Raw genomic sequence first — 21,339 nt, forward strand, 5'->3', positions numbered from 1 at the left:
GGTGGTCATTATGGCAGATCAAAAAATCATTAATTTTATGAAGTTGCGTACCTACGCAACCGTTCTTTCCGTTGTGATGATCGTAGGTTCCCTGGCCTCACTGGGCATCAAGGGAATTAACTGGGGTCTGGACTTTACCGGCGGTACCCTGATCGAACTGGTGTATGATAAACCAGCTAACACAGAAGAGATTCGCAGTCAGCTGGGTGATGCTGGTCACAGTGACGCTGTCGTCCAGGAATTCGGTTCTGTGCGTGATATTCTGGTTCGTATCCCCGGTGACGATCCGGCTCTGGGGCATAGTATTGCCAGATTGCTGGATCAGAATCACGTGGGTAGCGTTGTCGTCAAGCGGGTTGAGTTTGTTGGCCCTCAGGTAGGTGAGCGACTGAGAGAGCAGGGCGGTTTGGGTATGCTGATGGCCCTGGGGCTGGTCATGCTTTATATCGCTTTCCGGTTCCAGTTCAAGTTCTCTGTGGGTGCCGTTCTGGCATTGACCCATGACAGCATTATCGTCCTGGGGTTGTTCTCCTTGCTGCAGTTGCCGTTCGACCTCACTGTTCTGGCGGCGATACTGGCGGTTATCGGTTACTCGTTGAACGATACCATCATTGTGTACGACAGAATTCGTGAAAATTTCAGAAAGTTGAGAAAGGGGGATGCCGATGAAATTATCAACGTTTCCCTGACTCAGACACTGGGCAGGACATTGGCCACCTCCGGTACCACCCTGATGGTGCTGCTCTCACTGTTTCTGTTTGGTGGTGAAATGATCAATGGTTTCGCTACAGCCCTGATTGTAGGTATTGGTGTGGGTACTTATTCCTCCATCTACATTGCTTCCAATCTGCTGATTTATATGAAGATCAGTCGTGACGACCTGATTGTTCCTGTTAAGGAAGGCGACGTTGATCAGAGACCCTGATCGTTATCAGTTTGATCAAAAAACCGGCTGGTAAAAAGGCCGGTTTTTTTTGTGCTGCATAAAAACAGTCTGAACAATCGCTTTGGTTTGTGCGCCAAATATTATTACACTGGTGTTTTTTCATATTGAGGGTTCAGTATGCTGAGTCAGGACAATACGGCCCTGGTTGTGGTCGATGTTCAGGGTAAACTTGCCACGTTAATGTACAGGCAGAAAAACATGCATGACGGCCTGGTGAAAATGATTAAAGGGGCTCGAATGCTGGAGTTGTCGGTTTTCTGGTTGGAACAGCTGCCCGAAAAACTGGGGCCAACGAGCCCGAGTGTGGCTGATGAGCTGAAAGGTTTAACCCCTGTCGCAAAGGCATCCTTCAGTGGTTGTGGGGAGCAGGCATTTATGGATTCACTGAAGGCTGCTGGAAAAACCCACATTTTGCTGGCAGGTATTGAGGCCCATATTTGTGTTTATCAGACAGCCCTGGATTTAATGAATTCGGGGTACGAAGTGGAAGTGGTGGTCGATGCAACCTCATCCAGGTCAAAGCAAAACAAACGACTGGCGTTAGATAAGTTGGCACGGAAGGGGGTCGAGATGACCAGTGTTGAAATGAGTCTGTTTGAATTGATGAAAACAGCGAATTGCGATGCTTTTCGAGATGTGGCAAAACTGGTCAAATGATAACACTTGGCACTTGAACACTGAGCCTTATCCCTGAAGGATAAGGCTCTGAAGGATCAGCGTCCCATATTTTCATGGGCAAATGGACGAATACGTTGCAGAACTTCCTTGAAGCATTTGGGGTTAGCTGCAACAACCTGGCCTTTGTCCAGGAAGTCGTGTCCGCCACTAAAGTCGCTGCACAGGCCGCCCGCTTCCTGAATTAACAGTGCGCCAGCCGCCATATCGTATTTTTGCAGGCCAAATTCCCAGAAGGCATCCAGACGTCCGCAGGCAACATAGGCCAGATCCAGGGCAGCAGCGCCTGCACGACGAATGCCAGCAGTATCACCCAGCAGGGAGCGCATCATGTTCAGGTAGCCGTCCAGATAGTTCAGGTTGTGGCCCGAGAAAGGAATTCCGGTGCCGATCAGTGCGCCTTCAAGACTTTTACGATTGCTGACGCGGATGCGCTTGCTGTTCAGTGTGGCGCCTTGTCCACGACTGGCGCAAAATGCCTCATCCCGAACGGGGTCAAGTACAACGGCATGCTCAATACGACCGCGGTACTGACAGGCGATGGAAATAGCGAAAGTAGGAATGCCACGGATGAAGTTGGTAGTGCCATCCAGTGGATCAATGATCCAGAGGTAGTCCTTACCTTCTCCTTTTCCTTCGACGATACCGGACTCTTCGCCAAAGAATCCGTGGTCGGGGTACGCTTTCTTCAATGCGCCGATAATGGCTTTCTCGGAAGCTCTGTCCACTTCGGTGACAAAGTCGTTCCGGTCTTTTGCCTGCACCTTGAGGCTCTCGAGGTCCTGGTGGGCGTGAAGAATAATTTCGGCGGCCGTGCGAGCTGCTCGCAAGGCCATATTCACCATGGGTTGCATAGGCTGGACTACGTCTGACTGTGAAAGATCAAAATGCTGACCGGAAGGGTCGGCAGCCTGGTACAGACTGGTCTCTTACTCCTGAAACGCCGGATATTGAGCCAGTGACTGGGAAAACAATCGGCGGAGTATAACAGCGTTATTTGCGGTTAGAAACCTTTCGGCGTGCTTCTGTCGTCCTGCCTGTTTCAGTTCTCGTAGCTGTCAGTCATCGTTTAGGTTAAACTCGCCGGTCAAATCGTTTTATGCCACGACAATCCACCCGCCACGCGAGATATCCCCCAGTGAGTGACTCAGTCGCAATTGAGCCATTGGTGCTCGACAACATTTCCATTGTTCTGATCAATACCACCCATCCGGGTAATATCGGCGCGGCAGCCAGGGCCATGAAGACCATGGCGCTCAGCAAGCTTGTATTGGTGGAGCCACTGGAGTTTCCTTCTGGCAAGGCTCATGCGCTGGCTTCCGGTGCCGATGATCTGCTGACCCGTGCCAGGGTGGTGGGTTCTTTGGAAGAAGCGGTGGCAGACTGTCACTTTGTGGTGGGTACCAGTGCCAGGGTCAGAGGGGTGTCATTACCCCTGGTCGATCCCCGTGCCTGCGCTGGCCGGATTCTTGGTGAAGCGGGTTCAGGGAAAATTGCTCTGGTATTTGGCAGGGAAGATCGTGGAATGACGAATGAAGAGTTGCAGATGTGTCATCTTCAGGTGCATGTTCCGACCGATCCAGATTTTAGTTCGCTGAACCTCGGAGCGGCTGTTCAGGTAATGGCCTATGAGTTAAGGATGGCGTGGTTGGCGATCACCCGGGGTGAGGTGCCGCTGCCTTCGCCGCGAACCCATGATCTGGCATCCCAGGATGATATGGAACGCTTCTATGAGCACTTGTATAAGACACTGGTGCAAATTGGTTTTCTTGATCACAGCAGTCACGAGAAGATCATGGCCAAGCTTAGGCGTATGTATGGACGTATTCGTCCAGACCGGATTGAGTTGAATATCCTCAGGGGGATTTTGTCAGAGACCGGGAAGTTTGCCGAATCTGCTGGCAGTTCTGAAGAGGCTCAAAAGCAGTAAGACAGAGTGTTAAAGAATAACATCAGCTTCCGGGAATGATGGGTTGATCCATGTTTGAGCGTTTAAAAGAAGACATAAGAACGGTTATGGAGCGTGATCCGGCTGCCCGGAACACCTTTGATGTGCTTACTAACTATCCGGGTCTCCATGCTTTATTGCTGCATCGTGCAGCCCATAAAGTCTGGAGGTTTGGGTTTTGCTGGCTGGGACGAACGCTGTCGTCATTCAGTCGCTGGTTGACGGGTATAGAAATACATCCGGGTGCCCGTATTGGTCGACGCTTTTTTATAGACCATGGCATGGGAGTAGTGATTGGTGAAACGGCCATTATTCATGATGATGTGACGCTCTACCATGGTGTGACCCTGGGGGGGACTTCACCGAATAGAGGCAAAAACCACCCTTCGAATCGGGGTAAACGTCATCCGACGCTTATGAAGGGAGTTGTGGTAGGTGCTGGTGCTAAGGTGTTGGGGCCTTTTGTGGTCGGTGCAAATGCCAAAATTGGCTCCAATTCCGTTGTCATTCGGGAAGTGCCTGAAGGTGCGACCGTGGTTGGCATACCGGGACGTATCATTGAGAAGCGTGAAGAAATGGATTCTCGACGTCAGAAAATGGCTGAAAAAATAGGCTTTGATGCCTACGCGGTGACAGAAAACATGCCAGACCCTACAGCCAATGCGATATCTGCCATGTTGGATCATATGCAGGCAGTGGATAGTCGTATAGAAAAGCTCTGTATGACCCTCAGGGATCGTGGGCTTGATTGCGGTGACAAGCAGTTGCCTGAATTAAGGGAAGAGGATTTTGCCAGTGTCAAATCCGATGCGGATATCGAAGTGAGTTCCCATTCATAATTTGCTTGGATGCAGGGCATTGCTTGTATACAATGACGGCGGCTTATGCCGCACTGTTATAACGCTTTTGTTAAGACGGCCTCTTCAGTTGACTTGATTCCGCATCATTTCGATTTCTTCACAGTTCTTCTTTCTTCAGTCGGTTTAAGGCTGAGACAGGCTTCTCACGCTATCATTTACAATACTTGACTAAATTGCTCAGGTATTTCATAATTCGCCCGAATACTGATCCTGTCATTGTTTTTTTACGTATGCAGGGTAGAGCTGTTGTCGGGACAACAAACAGCAAAGTCAGTAGATTTAGGTTCTTTAGATAGCGTCGGCTTCCGGTCGGCTGGTTCGGAGATGGTGCCAACATGCGATTAACAACGAAAGGGCGTTATGCCGTAACCGCTATGTTGGACCTGGCGCTTCATGCTGGTCAAGGGCCGGTGGCGCTGGCTGATATTTCTGATCGTCAGGGCATTTCGCTTTCCTATCTGGAGCAGCTGTTCTCACGTCTCCGCCGGGGAGATCTGGTGTGCAGTGTTCGAGGCCCTGGCGGCGGTTATCGTTTGAGTCGTGATGTTGATGAAATTTATGTGGCAGAAGTCATTGATGCAGTTAATGAGTCAGTTGATGCCACACGATGTCACGGTAGCGGTTCCTGTCAAAAAGGAGCCAAATGCCTTACCCATGATCTCTGGCATGACCTCAGCCAGCAAATCCACGTATTCCTGAGTGGAATCAGTCTTGCTGATCTGGTAGCCAGACGTGAAGTTCAGAATGTTGCAGTCCGTCAGGATGAGCAACAGGGACTGATAAACAAGAGCGTGATCAACAGCCTTCTTTGATGAGGGAAGAGCGGTGGATCGCAGGGACAAACAGCCGTGAGCGGTTAACAGCCTTGAGCGATTAACAGCCTTGAGCGATTAACAGCCTTGAGCGATTAACAGCCTTGAGCGATTAACAGCCTTGAGCGATTAACAGCCTTGAGCGATTAATAGCTTGAGCGGCAATTGAGCGACCTGAGCGACACAAGACGTATTCAGGCGCCTGGAGATGTGCGGGATGAAATTACCAATATACCTCGATTATTCAGCAACAACACCTTGTGATCCTCGTGTTGCTGAGAAAATGAGCCAGTGCCTGTTGTCTGAGGGCAACTTCGGTAATCCTGCATCCCGTTCACACGTGTTTGGCTGGAAGGCAGAAGAAGCTGTTGAAGACGCCCGCAGACAGGTTGCGGACCTGCTGGGTGCTGATCCTCGTGAAATTGTCTGGACTTCAGGTGCCACTGAGGCTGACAATCTGGCTATTAAAGGTGTAGCGCACTTCTACAGCAAAAAAGGCAAGCACATCATTACCTCCAGAATTGAGCACAAAGCCGTTCTGGATGCCTGCCGTCAGTTGGAGCGCGAAGGTTATGAAGTCACCTACCTTGAGCCCGACTCTGAAGGTATGATTACCCCCGAACAGGTTAGCAATGCGTTGCGTGAAGACACCATCCTGGTCAGCCTGATGCATGTTAATAATGAAATTGGCGTGGTGACGGATATCGCCGCCATTGGCGAGATTACCCGGGCCAGCAAGGTTTTGTTTCATGTTGATGCTTCGCAGAGTGCAGGCAAGCTTCCCATTGACCTGGGCACCCTGAAAGTGGATCTGATGTCGTTATCGGCTCACAAAATGTATGGTCCCAAAGGTGTGGGTGTGCTCTATGTACGTCGCAAGCCGCGCGTTCGTATTGAGGCCCAGATTCATGGTGGCGGTCATGAGCGGGGTATGCGTTCAGGCACTCTCCCGACTCATCAGCTGGTCGGTATGGGTGAAGCCTGTCGTATAGCCAAAGAAGAGATGGGGGTTGATAACGAGCACAGCCTGAGGCTGCGTCAGCACTTTTTGAACAGTATTTCAGACATGGAAGAAGTTCATGTCAATGGCAGCCTTGAACACCGTGTTGCCGGCAACCTCAACATCAGCTTTGCCTTCGTAGAAGGTGAGTCTCTGATTATGTCTCTGAAAGACATTGCTGTCTCTTCCGGGTCGGCCTGTACTTCTGCCAGTCTGGAACCATCTTACGTGCTGCGCGCACTGGGTGTCAGTGATGAGCTGGCCCACAGTTCCCTGCGTTTCAGCTTTGGTCGTTTCACAACGACTGAAGAAGTGGAGTATGCGGCTACTCAGGTGAGAGAAGCCGTAGAAAAACTGCGTGAACTGTCACCTCTGTGGGACATGTATAAAGACGGTGTTGATCTCAGTACTGTTCAGTGGGTAGCGCACTAATACCGAAATGGGTGGGAGGATAAGGTTATGGCATACAGTGAAAAGGTAATCGATCATTACGAGAACCCTCGCAACGTAGGCAAGTTAGACGACAAGTCTGATAAAGTCGGTACGGGGATGGTGGGTGCGCCTGCCTGTGGCGACGTCATGCGTCTTCAGATTCAGGTAAGCGACGAGGGTGTGATTGAAGATGCCCGTTTTAAAACCTACGGGTGTGGTTCTGCTATTGCTTCCAGCTCTCTGGCAACAGAGTGGATGAAAGGTAAGACGCTGGAACAGGCAGCGGAAATCAGGAACACGGATATTGCTGACGAGTTGGCGCTTCCTCCTGTGAAGATCCACTGTTCAGTATTGGCTGAAGACGCGATCAAGGCGGCCATCGACGATTATCGTACCAAGCACGATCAGCCTTCAGGTCATTGATATTCCAGGAGCCTGCAGGACAGTCTTAAGTCTGGCAGGCTCCCGGTGACCTATTGGATTTATGTATTGAGTTGGAGTAATTCATGGCGATCACCATGACAGAAGCCGCAGCCCGGCATGTAAAGAATCAACTGAAGAAGCGTGGCAGGGGTCTCGGTATCCGTGTTGGTGTGAGAACTTCTGGCTGTTCGGGCATGGCTTATGTACTGGAGTTCGTCGATGAAACAGTAAAAGATGAACTGTCTTTTAAAAGTCAGGGTGTCAACATATACTCCGATCAAAAGAGCCTGGTCTATCTCGATGGCACCGAGCTTGATTTTGTCAGGGAAGGGTTAAACGAAGGCTTTCAGTTTAACAACCCCAATGCATCCAGCGAATGCGGTTGTGGTGAGAGCTTCAACGTCTGAACTCTGACGTACAGTGACACCCATGCAGCCTGATCTCTCTCGTTTTTGAATGCGTTGAAAAGTCTTTCATCACTCAGGTGGTGGAGGACTTTTTGCCATTGAGAGGGTTTGTAACAAAGAGTTTGTAACACAGGGCTCGTAACAAAGAGCTGCGTAATAGAATACATTTGGAATGTCCGGTATCGTGGTCGACTTAACCAAGAATTTTTTCGAGCTATTTCAGTTGCCTGTCGAATTTCAGGTGGATCAGGCATTATTATCTGAGCGATATCGTGAATTACAGAAGCTGGTTCATCCTGACCGGTTTGCTGGCGAAGGTGAGTCGCAGCAGAGGCTGGCAGTTCAGTACGCCGCCTTCGTCAATGAAGGGCTCGAAACACTGAAGTCGCCTCTTGATCGCGCTCTTTACCTGCTGGAACTGGCAGGCCACCCTGTTGATCTTGAAAATAACACAGTGATGGATACGGTCTTCCTGATGGAACAGATGGAGCTGAGAGAAGCTATCAGCGACATTCGTGAGCATCAGGATCCTGAGTCAGAACTGGATCGACTGATAGCGCAGGTGGATCAATCGGTAATGGATTATCAAAACGAATTTGCCTCTCTTTGGCAAAAGGGCGATAAAGCTTCACTGGAGCAGGCTGCGGCTGTCGTTCAAAAAATGCAATTCATGGTGAAGCTGTCTGGTGAACTGGAACAGCTGGAAGCCGGGCTCCTGGACGATTGAGAATCGAATATGGCACTTCTTCAGATATCGGAGCCTGGACTGGCTCCCGAACCTCATCAGCAAAAACGTGCAGTAGGGATCGATCTGGGCACTACCAACTCTCTGGTAGCCACGGTTCGGTCTGGATCTGTGGAAACACTGCCCGATCACGATGGCAGGCATATCCTGCCCTCAATGGTTCGTTACGCAGAGCAGGGCATCGAAGTGGGATTGCAGGCGAAACGCCATGTGATAGACGATTCGCTGAACACCATTGTCTCAGTTAAACGACTGATGGGGCGTGGTCTGGAGGATGTCAATACGCTGGGCGAGGTGATGCCTTATCGCTTCACTCAGTCCGAAAGCAGTATGCCCCTGATAGCAACCCGCCGCGGGGCTGTCAGCCCGGTTGAAGTGTCTGCCGAAATTCTTCGCTCGCTGGCAGAGCGTGCCAGCGAAAGCCTTGGGGGCGAGTTGGATGGTGCAGTCATTACTGTCCCTGCCTATTTTGATGATGCTCAGCGTCAGGCCACTAAAGATGCCGCAAAGCTGGCCGGGTTGCACGTCTACCGTCTTTTGAATGAGCCTACTGCTGCAGCGGTTGCCTACGGCCTGGATGAGGGAGCTGAAGGGGTTATTGCGGTCTTTGATCTGGGTGGCGGTACGTTTGATATCTCTGTACTCAGGTTAAGGAAGGGAGTGTTTGAAGTCATGGCTACCGGCGGCGACACGGCACTGGGTGGGGATGATTTTGATAAAGCGGTTGCCCGCTGGATCCTGGCGAGTGCGTCTGTTTCTGAAGCGGATCTTGATAGTGGCAGTCACAGAGCCGTTATGATTGAAGCCTGCCGGGTTAAAGAGGCTTTGACTGACTCAGAGAATGTGACCGTCACCTTTTCCGGTTGGCAAGGTGAGCTGAGTCGTATTCAGTTCAACGAATTGGTAAAACCACTGATTACCAGAACGATCAGGACATTTAAGCGGGTTCTGCGTGATGCAGGTGTTAAGGCCGCTGATATTCATGAAATTATTATGGTAGGCGGCTCCACTCGTGTACCTTTTGTTCGTGAATCCGTGGCTGAATTTGCTGGCAAACAACCGTTGACGTCTATTGATCCAGACCGCGTCGTTGCCATGGGTGCCGCGCAACAGGCTGATGTACTGGCAGGCAATAAGTCAGCCGAAGATATGTTGCTGCTGGATGTTATTCCGCTGTCACTCGGTCTCGAGACCATGGGTGGGCTGATGGAAAAAGTCATTCACAGAAATAGCACCATTCCGGTCAGCAGGGCTCAAGAGTTCACCACTTACAAAGAGGGCCAGACGGCAATGGCCATCCAGGTTCTGCAAGGTGAGCGAGAGCTGGTAAGTGACAACCGTTCGCTGGCGCGCTTTGAGTTGCGGGGGATTCCGCCACTGCCTGCGGGCGCTGCCAAAATTCGTGTCACTTTCCAGGTAGATGCAGACGGTCTGCTGGATGTATCGGCGGAAGAAATGGCGACAGGTGTCAAAAGCAGTGTGCAGGTGAAGCCTTCTTATGGCCTGAGCGATGATGAAATCGCACGTATGCTGAAAGAGTCCATGGGCAGTGCCGCCGCAGATCGTGATGCTAGAAAACTCCGGGAGCAGGAGGTAGAGGCTGAGCGGCTGACAGAAGCCCTGGCTACGGCGCTTGAAGCCGACGGGCATGAACTGCTGAGTAAAAATGAATTTAACCGGCTGGTGGCTGATCTGGAAAACCTGGGTGTTGTGAAGTGTTCAGGTGACGCAGAGGCCATCAAGCTCGAAATTGAGCGTATCAGTAAGGCCAGTGATGAGTTTGCTGCCCGTCGTATGAATTCGGGTATACGAAAAGCACTCTCCGGCCATAAGATTGACGAATTCAAGGAGTCCTGAACATGCCGCAGATCGTATTTCTGCCCCACGATGAAATCTGTCCGGAAGGGGCTGTGATTGAGGCTGAAGCAGGCGTGACCGTATGTGATGCAGCTCTGGCTCATGGCATTGAAATTGAACATGCCTGCGAAAAGTCCTGCGCCTGTACGACCTGCCATGTGGTTGTTCGTGAAGGCTTTGACAGCATGGAAGAGGCTGATGAGCTGGAAGAAGATCTGCTCGATAAAGCCTGGGGCCTGGAGCCTGAATCCCGTTTAAGTTGTCAGGCGGTCGTGGCGGAAGAGAATCTGGTGGTAGAAATCCCCAGATACACCATTAATCAGGTGTCAGAGAAACATTGACCCTGTCGTGTTTTTAGGAAAGACTATGAAATGGACAGATATCTACGACATTGCTGCCGAGCTGGTGGATGCGCACCCGGATGTTGATCCAACATTTGTCAATTTTGTTGATCTGAGAAGCTGGGTGATGGCTCTGGAAGATTTTGATGATGATCCAGAGCGCTGTGGAGAAAAACTTCTGGAGGCTATTCAGGCAGCCTGGATTGAAGAGCTTGAATGATGTCTCCGCCCGGCATGGTCGATTTTCCCTTACTCATCAAGGGCATCAGGATCAAGTATCTGCCCGATAAAGACTATTCTCAGCGTTCCCTGGTGTCGCAACATATATAGAAAGGGTCTGTCAAAGTTAACACAGGGGTGTCTGACCATACCATCGGTACAAACCATTTCAGTCACTGCTGAAGCTTCAGTCCCCTTTTCATTGACTTTTATGGCGCATTTTTGGTGAACTTTGCTTAAGAAGATATCTTGCGAAGATCCCATCAGCATTGCGCCTAAACTAACTTTGCCCTGTTCAAATAACCCCCCCAGACCCATCTGTCTCAACATCGGATTCAAGTCGGTATCAGAGCGGCTTTCGAAGGGCGGTAGAGTTAATTCCACCCGTTGTACAGGTTGTAGTGACGAAAGTAAATCGGCCAATGCCAAAACAGATATTGCGGAAGGTAAGGTTCCCTCCGGGGGTAAAACCAGAACCATTTCGTAGTTACCCTGATAGGGAACCGTCACTGCTTGCCACCCATTAACGTTAGCGTGTTCTGAGAATTGTACTTCACTATTTAACACCTCTCTTAATCGTATTCTCCTGCCGTTTGCTAAAGTAAAAAATCCTCCGTCCTCATCGCGATAAAAAGGTTGTTTCCATGATCCCCGAAAGTAAACAGTATTTATTAGACTGAGTACCGTATCCGGCCCCCATCGATCGGGGCGACAAGAATCTGGCATCATGCCCTGAGTTAAAATGCTGATCTGTTGGTTAAGTTGTCTGGCGAGGTCGATAAGGGATGACTCGTTGTTGAAGTCAATGTTGTCATAAATCATGGTATTCGTCTTTTCAGCGATCCTGCGATAAGCATCAAGAAGCTGGTATCGCGAGGACAACAATAACCAGTTGCCAAAGGAGTAAACCTCATCTGACCCTGAAGCGGCGCCTGATTCTTCGGTTGTGGAAGGGGGTTGATAACCTCCCAAAAAGTTTGCAAGCGACTGCCGGGTGGCACCAGTGGCTCCCATGAGCAGGTTTGACAGAGCCTGAAAAAGGCTCTCAGGGGAAAAAACAAAATTTGAATTCGGTTGAGCCTGGGCGGCCAACAAAAAAAGTCGTACCGCCAGTTCGTCAGAGTCTTGTGTTACAGGCGGTGTTGCATATTGTGTTGCAGGTTGTGTTGCAGGTTGTGTTGTTGGACTGTCAAATTCATAGTGGCAAATGGGGCAGTCTGAAAAGTCATCATCATTATACTGTATTTGACACTTATGGCATGTCTTAATGACCGCCTGAAGCGGTGGTGATATCAACAAAAAACTGAATAACAGCAGTGCTACCTGGCTTGCAAAACATTGAATGTAGCCACTGGTAATCTTAACGTTGAGAGTCATAGTTATACCTCTGCGCTTAATGCGCACTTGTTAGATAAACGATCACCGACTGAAATGTAGAAAGGGACAGTTTTCCTGTTCTCGAGAAGTGGTGTGGTTCCTGTCGCAGAAAATAATGGGGACAAAGCCTCCCCGCGCTCGAATAGTCTGTAATTGATGTAGTTGATGTGGCAAAAGGTGCCTGTGATCACAATTGTTAGACCGGCATACCCCTGAAAGCTGATTAAAACATACAACACGCCTTATAAAGTCCCTTTTTGTAATATGTAGAAACCTGCACGGGTCTCGCCAGCAGCCATTACGCCCATAGGCGAAATCTCTGCAGTATTTGGGGTAACGGGGCGCATTAGTATCAAATTTTAATGTTATTAATGCGCCGACTGCATGTGCTTGTGAAGCTGGTAACGTGAGCAGGCCTCTATTTAAATTCGGCTGAGGCAGCTGAGGCAGCTGGGGTCGCTGAAGCGGTTGAGAGTAGCCAGGCTGTCTGTATAGTTGGTGGTGATAGTTATTGCTTTTTTGGTTTCGGGCATCACTTGGAAATACGTATGCGGTATCAAGTCGGTACTGTTCATTCAAAAATGGATAGGCTCTGGCGTTGCATCGGCGAGCCGCTTCAACTTCAGCGGGGTTTTCTGCAATCCATGCAAGCATCAATGCGTTACCATAGATTAGATGTATGGGTATCCATGCATAAGATTTTATGGAAAAAATGAGAGCAAATAAAAGAACGTTTTTGGACATCTAGTAGCCTACCTGATCCAGAGTTTATAACTACAGACTGAGATGCATTGTCATCAGGCGTATTAGGATAGGTATAACCTGATATGCGGACAGATAACGCCTCGGCTCTGTATTCTCAAGGCTGTTGCAGAATAGCACTTATACAGGTAGGTGCCTGATAATCTGCAAATGAATGTCACCAGGGGCTGGTTTTAAAGATCGTGAACATTTTTGCTGATAAGACTGACACTGGGGTAGTGATCGTTTACAATGCCGACCAAGCTCCCCCAATGACTGGAGGTAGCGCATTGGATTATAAATGTGCCCCGTGCTGGGCCAGAAAACGTTTAAAAGTGTTTTGGAGAGTGTTTTGGAGAGTGTAATGGCTGTAGAGCGCACTTTGTCGATTATTAAACCTGACGCAGTTGCTAAAAATGTCATCGGCGAAATTTTCAGCCGATTTGAAAAGGCTGGCCTGAAAGTTGTCGGAACCCGTATGGTTCACCTGAGCAAAGAGAAAGCAGAAGGCTTTTATGCTGAGCATAAAGAGCGTCCTTTCTTTAATGACCTGGTGTCCTTTATGACTTCCGGCCCGGTCGTGGTATCGGTTCTGGAAGGTGAAAACGCTGTCGCTCACCATCGTGAGCTGATGGGTGCTACCAACCCGGCTGAAGCCGCCGCCGGAACTATCCGTGCTGATTTTGCTCAGACTATTGATGAAAATGCTGTGCATGGTTCCGATTCTCCGGCTTCTGCTGCCAGAGAAGTGGCCTACTTTTTTGAGGATGCAGGCGTCTGCCCTCGCACCCGGTAAGTGACATCTAGCGGGGCATTCATCCTTTAGCCAACAAGGCTCAGGTGTGTGCCCTGTATTTGTATCTATGAAAATGCCATAGCTTTTGTGGTTTAATGGCGCTCGTATTTTTTCGTGAATCAATAATGCGTGGCTGCCCCATGACAGAAAACGCTCATGGCTTTTTGAGGTATTAAGAATGTCCGAATTGATCACCGTAAGCGCTGAGGTCGGTGAGGTTCAAAATAAACCCATCAACCTGTTGGATTTGTCCCGCAGCAAGATGGTAGATTTTTTTCTCAGCATAGGTGAAAAAAAGTTTCGTGCCGAGCAGATGCTCAAGTGGATTCATCACTTCGGCGTCGATAACTTTGATGAAATGACCAATATCGGCAAAACCCTGAAGCAAAAGCTGAAGGCGGTGGCTGAAATTCGTGGTCCCCAAGTGGTCAGCAGCCAGTTTTCTGAAGATGGCACCTGCAAGTGGGTGGTAAGAGTCGCCTCGGGCAGTTGTGTCGAAACGGTTTATATTCCAGACGGAAAGCGTGGCACCCTTTGTGTATCTTCCCAGGCAGGCTGTTCATTGGATTGCAGCTTTTGCTCCACCGGCAAGCAAGGTTTTAACTCAGATCTTACGGTTGCAGAAATTATCGGTCAGGTCTGGATTGCTGCGCGTCATTTCAATAACGTCCCTGCAAAGAAAGATCGTTCTATCACCAACGTTGTTATGATGGGGATGGGCGAGCCCTTGCTGAACTTCGATAATGTCGTTGACGCCATGAACCTGATGATGGACGACCTGGGTTATGGTCTGTCCAAGCGTCGGGTAACACTGAGTACTTCGGGCGTTGTACCCGCCCTGCGCAAACTGGGTCAGGTGACCGATGTGTCTCTGGCCGTCTCGCTTCATGCGCCTAACGACGAATTAAGAAATGTACTGGTCCCGATTAACCGCAAGTATCCACTGTCAGAGTTGCTGGATGCTATCGATCAATATATGAGCGGGCTTCCCGACAAGCGTGTCGTGACCATTGAGTATACGCTGCTGGCAGGAGTGAATGATCAGCCTGAACAAGCGGCTCAGTTGATTGAATTGTTACAGAAAGTCCCCTGTAAAATTAACCTGATTCCCTTTAATCCGTTTCCGCATTCTGGCTACGAGCGTCCCAGTAATAACGCTGTGCATCGCTTTCAGGAGCAGTTGCAGCAAGCCGGTTTTAATGTGACCGTGCGAAAGACCCGCGGTGACGATATTGATGCTGCCTGTGGTCAGTTGGTCGGGCAGGTCGCTGACAAAACGAGAAGAAGTGAGCGGTATATGACTGCCCGTCAGGCTTCCAAGGTTGTTTGAGCTGAAAATTATCATCGCCAGGGCCAGATTTCTGTGGCCTTGGCTATCCCGGTTCACTTACTATGGTTCAAAAGGATTCAATGACGGGGAGATATATGATTGCAAAACTGAGAATCGGCGCAGTTTTGTTCAGTATCATTCTGAGTGGCTGTGTGACAACCGGCGGGCCAGAGCCCGTCAATGAAAGCGAAGCTATCCGCAGCTATCTCGAACTGGCCAGAGGCTATGTGCAACAGGGGTTAACCGAGAAAGCCGTTAAGCCCATCAACCGCGCGCTGGAAATTCAACCACGATCAGCCGATGCCTATGGCATGCTGGGGCTGGTTTATCAGCTTCAGGGGGAAGCCAGCCTGGCGGAACAGTCCTTCAAAAAAGCCCTGTCCCTGAATCCTGACTCTTCTGAAATCCATAATAACTTCGGGGTTTTTCTCTTCAGTCAGAACCGCTTGAGTGAAGCCTACCGGGAATTTGAGAAAGCCGCCGATGATGTACGCTACAACAGTCGCAGTCGAGCTTATGAAAACCTGGGGTTAGTGGCTTTAAGACAAGGCCGTTTATCTCTGGCAGCAGAGCATTTTGAGAAAGCACTGAAATTAAACAGTAATTTACCCCGTGCAAGTCTGGAATTAGCAGCAATACTTGAGGAGCAAGGCGAGTTTCGTGAAGCTTGGAAGTCCTATCAGAACTTTGCCCGTCTTTCCCGTCAGAATGAGCGATCCCTCAGGCTGGGAGTTCGTCTGGCCAGAATCAATGGCGATCAGGATGCTGCTGCCAGTTATTCTTTGCAGTTAGGGCGTTTATTCCCTTCTTCCACCGGAGAGGGAGGGCGGAGTAGAAGCAGTTATGAGTACTGATGAACAAAATAGCCAGAAAGATCTTGAGATGGCTTCTGATGCCTCTCCAGGTCAGTTACTACAAGCAGGAAGGCTGAAGGCGGATCTTTCGGTAGAGGAAGCCGCCGATCATCTTAAACTGCCGGAGTTTTATATTCTGGCCATCGAAAGTAATGAGTTTGAGAAACTGCCGGGTCTGGTTTTTGCTCGGGGATATGTCAGAAGCTATGCCCGGATTCTGCAATTGGATGGCAATGAACTGGTGGAGCACTTTGATCGTTTCACCGGGCACAGCGGTGCCGAAACGCCTCGTTTGAAAGAAGGTGCTCCTGTGACAGTGCGGCGTGCGATGTCTCCTGTCGCGGCTTGGGGAGCGAGCCTTCTTGTTGTGGTTCTGGTGGGTGCGGGCAGTTATTATGGCTGGAATATGGACAAGCGTCCTGCCCCGCAGCCGGAAGTGGTTTCCCAGCCACAGGCGCCCGCCATTATTGAGTCGACAGAAGATATTTCTGACGTGGAAGAAATTGGCTCCCTTCAGGGCGACTTTAATGATTCTGAAGCGGAGGCGGCGGAGCCTGAAGCGGGGCGTAGCGGACCTGAAGTTTGATGGCAGGGAAGTTGCGATAAAAGCGTCTGGCTCCTAGCCAGATTTTGCGCCAGCCTGCGTGATAAGCCTGTCTGCCATATACTCAGGAGGCTGGAAAAGTTATAGTTGGCGCTTTTTTGAGGATTGAGAGGACGTCAGAACTTGGCAAAGCAACTTCAAGCCATTCGCGGGATGAACGACATCCTGCCAGAACAGAGCCCTGCCTGGCAGTATCTGGAATCCAGACTTCGTAACCTGATGGCGGCCTACAGTTATCGAGAAATCAGGATGCCTGTGGTTGAGCCCAGTCCGCTGTTCAGCCGGGGTATCGGTGCGGGTACGGATATCGTAGAGAAAGAAATGTACACCTTCCAGGATCGCAATGGCGAGAGCCTTTCTCTGCGTCCTGAAGGTACAGCGGGTTGCGTGCGTGCCGGCATCCAGCATGGTCTGCTCTACAACCAGACACAACGACTCTGGACCATGGGGCCCATGTTCCGTTACGAGCGTCCACAGAAAGGTCGTTACCGTCAGTTTCATCAGTTCAGTGTTGAAACTTACGGCATGGCGGGTCCCGATATTGATGCAGAGCTGATCTTGCTGACTGCCAGACTCTGGAAAGAGCTGGGTATTCATAAGCATGTGCGTCTGGAACTCAATACGTTGGGTACGTTGGCCGCTCGCCAGCATTATCGTGAGGCTCTGGTCGACTATTTATCCCGCTTCGAGCAGGAATTGGATGAAGACAGTCGCAACCGTCTGACTATTAATCCTCTCAGAATTCTCGACAGCAAAGATAAACGTACTCAGGAAATTGTCGCAGACGCCCCGGTGTTGCACGATTATCTGGACGCTGAATCGGCCGAGCATTTTGAAACCCTGAAAGGTATTCTGGATGCGGCAGGGATTGCTTATGTTGTCAATCCACGTCTGGTTCGCGGGCTGGATTACTACAGCCGGACCGTGTTTGAATGGATAACCGACAGCCTTGGTGCCCAGGGAACCGTCTGCGGCGGTGGTCGTTACGATGCTTTGGTGGAACTGCTGGGTGGCAAACCGACTCCCGCAGTCGGGTTTGCCATGGGGTTGGAACGTCTGGTGCTGATGCTGGATACGCTGAACCTGATTCCAGAGTCGGTGCAGAAGACTGTCGATGTTGCTGTGGTCACCCGCGGAGACAAGGTGAGTGCTAAGGCTCTGCCCATGATCGAGCAAATAAGAACAGGTGTTCCAGGTATACGCATTCAAGTGAATTGCGGTGGCGGCTTTAAAGGTCAGATGAAAAGAGCCTTTAATAGCGGAGCTGATTTTGCCTTCATCATTGGAGAAGATGAGCTGGCCAGTCAGTCAATATCCGTTAAGCCTTTGTTAACGGAAGGTGAGCAGGAAAATATGGATATTTCTGCTGTAATTGAATTTTTAAACAGCGAATTCAGGAGTAAAGAGTGAGTCGCTCAGATGAAGAAGAAGTAGAACTGCTCAAAAACCTCTGGCAGGAATACGGCAAGCCCGTTATTGCCGGTGTCGCTATCACAGTCATAGCTATTTTTGGTTACAAGGCATACCAAAAGAATCAGCTGGAAACGGCGGCTGATTCATCGCAGCTGTACCAGAGTCTTCTGGACGCTACCCGGACAGCCCAGGGGCAACCCCTGTCGGAGCAACAGAAAGCCACGGTAACACACGTAGTGGAAACCTTGCAGGCTGATTACCAGAGCTCTGAGTATGCAGCGTTTGCGACACTGTTTCAGGCCCGTGAGCAGGTTCTGGATAACGATCTTGAGGGTGCCCGTTCTTCCCTGGAGTGGGTACTGGATCAGAAGCCTGATCTGGAAGTTGAGATGGTAGCCCGTGCCCGGCTGGCGCGGGTGATGCTGGGCCAGTCTGACGATAACGCCCAGGCGGCGCTGGATGTTCTGGCCAAGGCCACGCCAGAAGCTGGCTTTGTAGCGACCATCGAGTCTGCCCGGGGCGATGCTTATCTGGCGATGGGTCAGAAGGACAAAGCGCGCGAATCTTATGAAAAGGCACTGGAAGCTGCCCGTACCGACGGAGAGTCCCGGCCTCTGCTGCAGTTCAAACTGGACGATCTGGCAGCAAATGTAAAAGAGGGCTAATGGATGCAAAGGATAATCAGGTCACTGCTGATCGTTTTCATGACGCTGGGGCTGGCTTCCTGTAGCCTGTTCTCCGGTGATGAGGAGGTCGTTCGCAAACCTAAACCCCTGACCGAATTTAAACCGGATGTCGAATTAGAAAAAGTCTGGTCCAAAAGTATCGGTGAAGGTGATGAAGGTCGTTATGAGCGACTGGTGCCTTCTATATCAGGTGACGTGATTTATGCGGCAGATGCCCAGGGTCACGTTGTTGCCCTGAATCGCGAGACCGGCAAGGAAATCTGGAAGAAGAGTCTGAAATTCCCCATCGGTGGTGGTATCACTGCCGACTACGGAATGCTGCTATTGGGCACTCTGGACGGGCACGTTATTGCTCTGAAAGAAGAAGATGGCAGTGAGCTCTGGCAAGCCAGAGTGAGCAGTGAAGTGATCTCTTCTCCGCAAACCAACGGCAGCGTGGTAGTGGTTCAGAGTATTGACGACACCATTACGGCACTGGATGCACAAACCGGTAAAGAACTCTGGCATCAGGAAAACTTGCAGCCTGCTCTGACCTTGAGAGGTTCCAGTACCCCCCGCATGGAAGGTGAGGCGGTCTTTGTAGGGCTCTCCAATGGTGAAGCGAAAGCGTTTAGAATTACCGATGGCGGTCCTCTCTGGAACAGCCGCGTTGCCATTCCTGAAGGCTCTTCTGAACTGGAAAGAATGGTCGACATCAAGGCGCAGCCGCTGATCGTAGGTAACAACCTGTTTATGGTCAGCTTCCAGGGGAATGCAGCCGCTCTGGATATGTACAGTGGCCGTGTGCTCTGGAGCCGGGAGTTATCGAGCTATAAATCCATCGCTGAAGGTTTTGGGTCTCTGTATCTGACCGATGACAGCAGTTATGTCAGTTCCCTGGACCAACGCAGTGGTGCCGTGAGCTGGAGACAAGATAAGCTGGAGTACCGTTTGCTGACAGCGCCGGCCACTTATAGCAGCTATCTGGCGGTGGGTGACCTGGAAGGCTATGTTCACCTGTTGTCTCAGGTTGATGGTGGCATAGCAGGTCGTTTCAAGGTGGGTTCATCAGCCATTAAGGCCCCTCCCGTGGTATCAGGTGATTTCCTGTACGTGCTCAGTGCCGATGGCACCTTGACAGCGCTGAGACAAAAGTCAACTTAATGTGCTGAATTGAACCAAAGCGCGTTTGGCAAAAGATTAAAGCCGGGCTGAACTTTTTATGGGGTTCAGCCCTTTTTCTGTTATTAGAATGCCAGAAATCTATTGCGGTTGGACTGTAAAGTCCTGCTGAAGTGGGTTTCAGGACAAATGGCTCCCTCTTAAACGGCGGTTTGTCTGTAACTGGTTAAAAGCTTGGGGGTATCCAATAACCCCTGTGGAATGAAGTGTATGGTTCCTGTAATTGCCCTGGTGGGGCGTCCCAATGTCGGTAAGTCTACGCTGTTCAATCGTTTGACTCGCTCTCGTGATGCCCTGGTTGCTAATGTCGCCGGTCTTACCCGTGATCGTAAGTACGGAGAAGGCAGGATGGGCTCCAGACCCTATATCGTTGTCGATACCGGCGGTATCAGTGGTGACGAAGAAGGTATTGACTCAGCCATGGCCGGACAATCTCTGGCGGCGATCCGGGAAGCTGATATTGTTCTGTTTCTGGTGGATGCCAGGGCCGGTTTGACGGCTGCTGATGAAATGATTGCTGATCATCTGCGCAAACAAAACAAGCAGTATCATCTGGTGCTTAACAAGACCGATACCGTTGATGCTGACCAGGCAGAAGCCGACTTTGCCGTTCTTGGTTTTGGTGAAGCCTTCCATATTGCTGCCGTCCATGGTCGTGGCGTTAAAGGTATGATTGAAGGCGTCCTCGAAGCCGTGATGGGGCCTGAGCCTGATGAGTTTCAAGAAGGTGAAGACGACTCGGAAACGGTCAAGGCCAGGGGAATCAAGATTGGCATTGTTGGACGGCCCAATGTGGGTAAGTCGACACTGGTCAATCGTTTGCTGGGTGAAGAACGTGTTGTGGTTTATGACCAGGCCGGAACCACCCGCGACAGTGTTTACATACCTTATGAGCGTTGGGGACAGGACTACACATTGATTGACACGGCGGGTGTTCGCCGCCGCGGTAAAGTCCATGAAGTGGCTGAAAAGTTCTCAGTCATCAAAACCCTCCAGGCCATTGAAGATGCCAATGTCGTGGTACTGGTGGTCGATGCCAGGGAAGGCATTGTAGAACAGGATCTGCATCTGCTGGGCTTTGTGCTGGAAGCGGGTCGCGCTGTTGTTATTGCCGTGAACAAGTGGGACGGCATGAAAGAGGAAGAGCGGAAAAAGGTAAAAGAAGAACTGGCCAGAAGGCTGGAGTTCATTAACTTTGCCCGTATTCATATGATCTCTGCCAAACACGGCACTAATGTCGGTCATCTTTACGATTCCATTGATGAAGCTTACGAGTGTGCGACTCGCAAACTGTCTACCAATCAGCTGACCCGGATTCTGGAAGATGCCACCAAGATTCACCAGCCACCCATGGTTAGAAATCGTCGTATAAAACTCCGATACTGCCATGCCGGCGCTATGAACCCACCGACCATTATTATTCATGGCAATCAGACGGAAGAAGTTCCCGCTTCTTATAAGCGTTATCTGGAAAATACCTTCAGAAAAGTGCTCAAGATCATGGGGACACCGATTCGTATTGAGTTCCGTTCTTCAGAGAACCCTTACGCAGAACGCAAAGCCGTTCATAAGAAGAACCCCGGTGGCGAACGCAAGGTGACTCACAAGCGTCGTGTGATTGAGCTCAAAGGTAAGAAAAAAGACGATAAAAAGAAAAAGCAGAAATCTCGCCGTTAGTGCACCCAAGCTCTGATATCCGCACACCCCCTCGT

22 protein-coding genes are annotated in these 21,339 nt (G+C 50.3%); 20 read left to right on the forward strand and 2 right to left on the reverse strand.

Going from position 1 to position 21,339, the window contains the following annotated elements; all coding sequences use genetic code 11:
• The first annotated feature begins 10 nt into the window (after window positions 1-10).
• Together secF and K7B67_RS06300 are read left to right on the forward strand one after the other, a co-directional pair.
• Window positions 11-925 (forward strand): protein translocase subunit SecF, encoded by a 915-nt coding sequence (secF, locus tag K7B67_RS06295; protein WP_252179502.1) that lies wholly within the window; start codon window positions 11-13, stop codon window positions 923-925.
• Between the two features lie 138 nt (window positions 926-1,063).
• Entirely contained in the window at window positions 1,064-1,603 is a 540-nt protein-coding gene (locus K7B67_RS06300) for a hydrolase (protein WP_252179503.1), read from the forward strand.
• Between the two features lie 56 nt (window positions 1,604-1,659).
• Here the strand turns inward: K7B67_RS06300 and K7B67_RS06305 are convergent, their stop codons facing one another.
• Window positions 1,660-2,475, reverse strand: a complete 816-nt coding sequence (locus K7B67_RS06305) for an inositol monophosphatase family protein (RefSeq protein ID WP_252179504.1) — start codon at window positions 2,473-2,475, stop codon at window positions 1,660-1,662.
• 284 nt (window positions 2,476-2,759) lie between these two features.
• Between K7B67_RS06305 and trmJ the strand changes: the two genes are divergently transcribed.
• The 10 genes from trmJ to iscX all read left to right on the forward strand — a co-directional run bounded on the left by trmJ (window position 2,760) and on the right by iscX (window position 10,666).
• A complete protein-coding gene (gene trmJ / locus K7B67_RS06310; RefSeq protein ID WP_252179505.1) occupies window positions 2,760-3,551 on the forward strand; it encodes a tRNA (cytosine(32)/uridine(32)-2'-O)-methyltransferase TrmJ in 792 nt (263 codons plus the stop codon).
• A 50-nt stretch (window positions 3,552-3,601) separates the two neighbouring features.
• A complete protein-coding gene (gene cysE / locus K7B67_RS06315; RefSeq protein ID WP_252179506.1) occupies window positions 3,602-4,408 on the forward strand; it encodes a serine O-acetyltransferase in 807 nt (268 codons plus the stop codon).
• A 356-nt stretch (window positions 4,409-4,764) separates the two neighbouring features.
• On the forward strand, window positions 4,765-5,241 hold the full coding sequence (gene iscR, locus K7B67_RS06320; RefSeq protein WP_252179507.1) for a Fe-S cluster assembly transcriptional regulator IscR: 477 nt from the start codon (window positions 4,765-4,767) through the stop codon (window positions 5,239-5,241).
• A 217-nt stretch (window positions 5,242-5,458) separates the two neighbouring features.
• Complete coding sequence (locus K7B67_RS06325; RefSeq protein ID WP_252179508.1) at window positions 5,459-6,673, forward strand: IscS subfamily cysteine desulfurase; 1,215 nt, start codon at window positions 5,459-5,461, stop codon at window positions 6,671-6,673.
• 27 nt (window positions 6,674-6,700) lie between these two features.
• Window positions 6,701-7,096, forward strand: coding sequence for a Fe-S cluster assembly scaffold IscU (gene iscU / locus K7B67_RS06330; protein ID WP_252179509.1), 396 nt, complete (start codon window positions 6,701-6,703; stop codon window positions 7,094-7,096).
• Window positions 7,097-7,179: 83 nt separating this feature from the next.
• Window positions 7,180-7,503 carry an iron-sulfur cluster assembly protein IscA gene (iscA, locus tag K7B67_RS06335; protein WP_252179510.1) on the forward strand — a complete coding sequence of 108 codons (324 nt, stop codon included), beginning with the start codon at window positions 7,180-7,182 and terminating at the stop codon, window positions 7,501-7,503.
• A 172-nt stretch (window positions 7,504-7,675) separates the two neighbouring features.
• Window positions 7,676-8,230, forward strand: a complete 555-nt coding sequence (gene hscB / locus K7B67_RS06340) for a Fe-S protein assembly co-chaperone HscB (protein ID WP_252179511.1) — start codon at window positions 7,676-7,678, stop codon at window positions 8,228-8,230.
• 9 nt (window positions 8,231-8,239) lie between these two features.
• A complete protein-coding gene (gene hscA / locus K7B67_RS06345; protein WP_252179513.1) occupies window positions 8,240-10,105 on the forward strand; it encodes a Fe-S protein assembly chaperone HscA in 1,866 nt (621 codons plus the stop codon).
• Between the two features lie 2 nt (window positions 10,106-10,107).
• Window positions 10,108-10,446 (forward strand): ISC system 2Fe-2S type ferredoxin, encoded by a 339-nt coding sequence (gene fdx / locus K7B67_RS06350; RefSeq protein ID WP_252179514.1) that lies wholly within the window; start codon window positions 10,108-10,110, stop codon window positions 10,444-10,446.
• A gap of 25 nt (window positions 10,447-10,471) precedes the next feature.
• Window positions 10,472-10,666, forward strand: a complete 195-nt coding sequence (gene iscX, locus K7B67_RS06355; protein ID WP_252179515.1) for a Fe-S cluster assembly protein IscX — start codon at window positions 10,472-10,474, stop codon at window positions 10,664-10,666.
• Window positions 10,667-10,695: 29 nt separating this feature from the next.
• Here iscX and K7B67_RS06360 read toward each other — a convergent pair whose 3' ends face one another.
• The gene (locus K7B67_RS06360) at window positions 10,696-11,961 is read right to left on the reverse strand and encodes a serpin family protein (protein ID WP_252179516.1); all 1,266 of its coding nucleotides are present in this window, start codon (window positions 11,959-11,961) and stop codon (window positions 10,696-10,698) included.
• Window positions 11,962-13,147: 1,186 nt separating this feature from the next.
• Between K7B67_RS06360 and ndk the strand changes: the two genes are divergently transcribed.
• The 8 genes from ndk (at window position 13,148) to der (ending at window position 21,304) form a co-directional block, all read left to right on the forward strand.
• Window positions 13,148-13,579 (forward strand): nucleoside-diphosphate kinase, encoded by a 432-nt coding sequence (gene ndk, locus K7B67_RS06365; RefSeq protein WP_252179517.1) that lies wholly within the window; start codon window positions 13,148-13,150, stop codon window positions 13,577-13,579.
• A gap of 178 nt (window positions 13,580-13,757) precedes the next feature.
• Window positions 13,758-14,909, forward strand: a complete 1,152-nt coding sequence (rlmN, locus tag K7B67_RS06370; RefSeq protein ID WP_252179518.1) for a 23S rRNA (adenine(2503)-C(2))-methyltransferase RlmN — start codon at window positions 13,758-13,760, stop codon at window positions 14,907-14,909.
• A gap of 95 nt (window positions 14,910-15,004) precedes the next feature.
• Complete coding sequence (gene pilW, locus K7B67_RS06375) at window positions 15,005-15,763, forward strand: type IV pilus biogenesis/stability protein PilW (protein ID WP_252179519.1); 759 nt, start codon at window positions 15,005-15,007, stop codon at window positions 15,761-15,763.
• The gene (locus K7B67_RS06380; RefSeq protein WP_252179520.1) at window positions 15,753-16,349 is read left to right on the forward strand and encodes a helix-turn-helix domain-containing protein; all 597 of its coding nucleotides are present in this window, start codon (window positions 15,753-15,755) and stop codon (window positions 16,347-16,349) included. The genes pilW and K7B67_RS06380 overlap by 11 nt, the downstream gene beginning before the upstream one ends.
• 141 nt (window positions 16,350-16,490) lie before the next feature.
• Complete coding sequence (gene hisS, locus K7B67_RS06385) at window positions 16,491-17,777, forward strand: histidine--tRNA ligase (protein WP_252179521.1); 1,287 nt, start codon at window positions 16,491-16,493, stop codon at window positions 17,775-17,777.
• A complete protein-coding gene (locus K7B67_RS06390; RefSeq protein WP_252179522.1) occupies window positions 17,774-18,445 on the forward strand; it encodes a tetratricopeptide repeat protein in 672 nt (223 codons plus the stop codon). Before hisS ends, K7B67_RS06390 begins: the two co-directional genes overlap by 4 nt.
• A gap of 3 nt (window positions 18,446-18,448) precedes the next feature.
• Window positions 18,449-19,609 (forward strand): outer membrane protein assembly factor BamB, encoded by a 1,161-nt coding sequence (bamB, locus tag K7B67_RS06395; RefSeq protein ID WP_252179523.1) that lies wholly within the window; start codon window positions 18,449-18,451, stop codon window positions 19,607-19,609.
• Window positions 19,610-19,837: 228 nt separating this feature from the next.
• Window positions 19,838-21,304, forward strand: coding sequence for a ribosome biogenesis GTPase Der (gene der / locus K7B67_RS06400; protein ID WP_252179524.1), 1,467 nt, complete (start codon window positions 19,838-19,840; stop codon window positions 21,302-21,304).
• Window positions 21,305-21,339 lie beyond the last annotated feature (35 nt).

The sequence above is a fragment of the Endozoicomonas sp. 4G genome (assembly GCF_023822025.1).
GTDB lineage: Bacteria > Pseudomonadota > Gammaproteobacteria > Pseudomonadales > Endozoicomonadaceae > Endozoicomonas_A.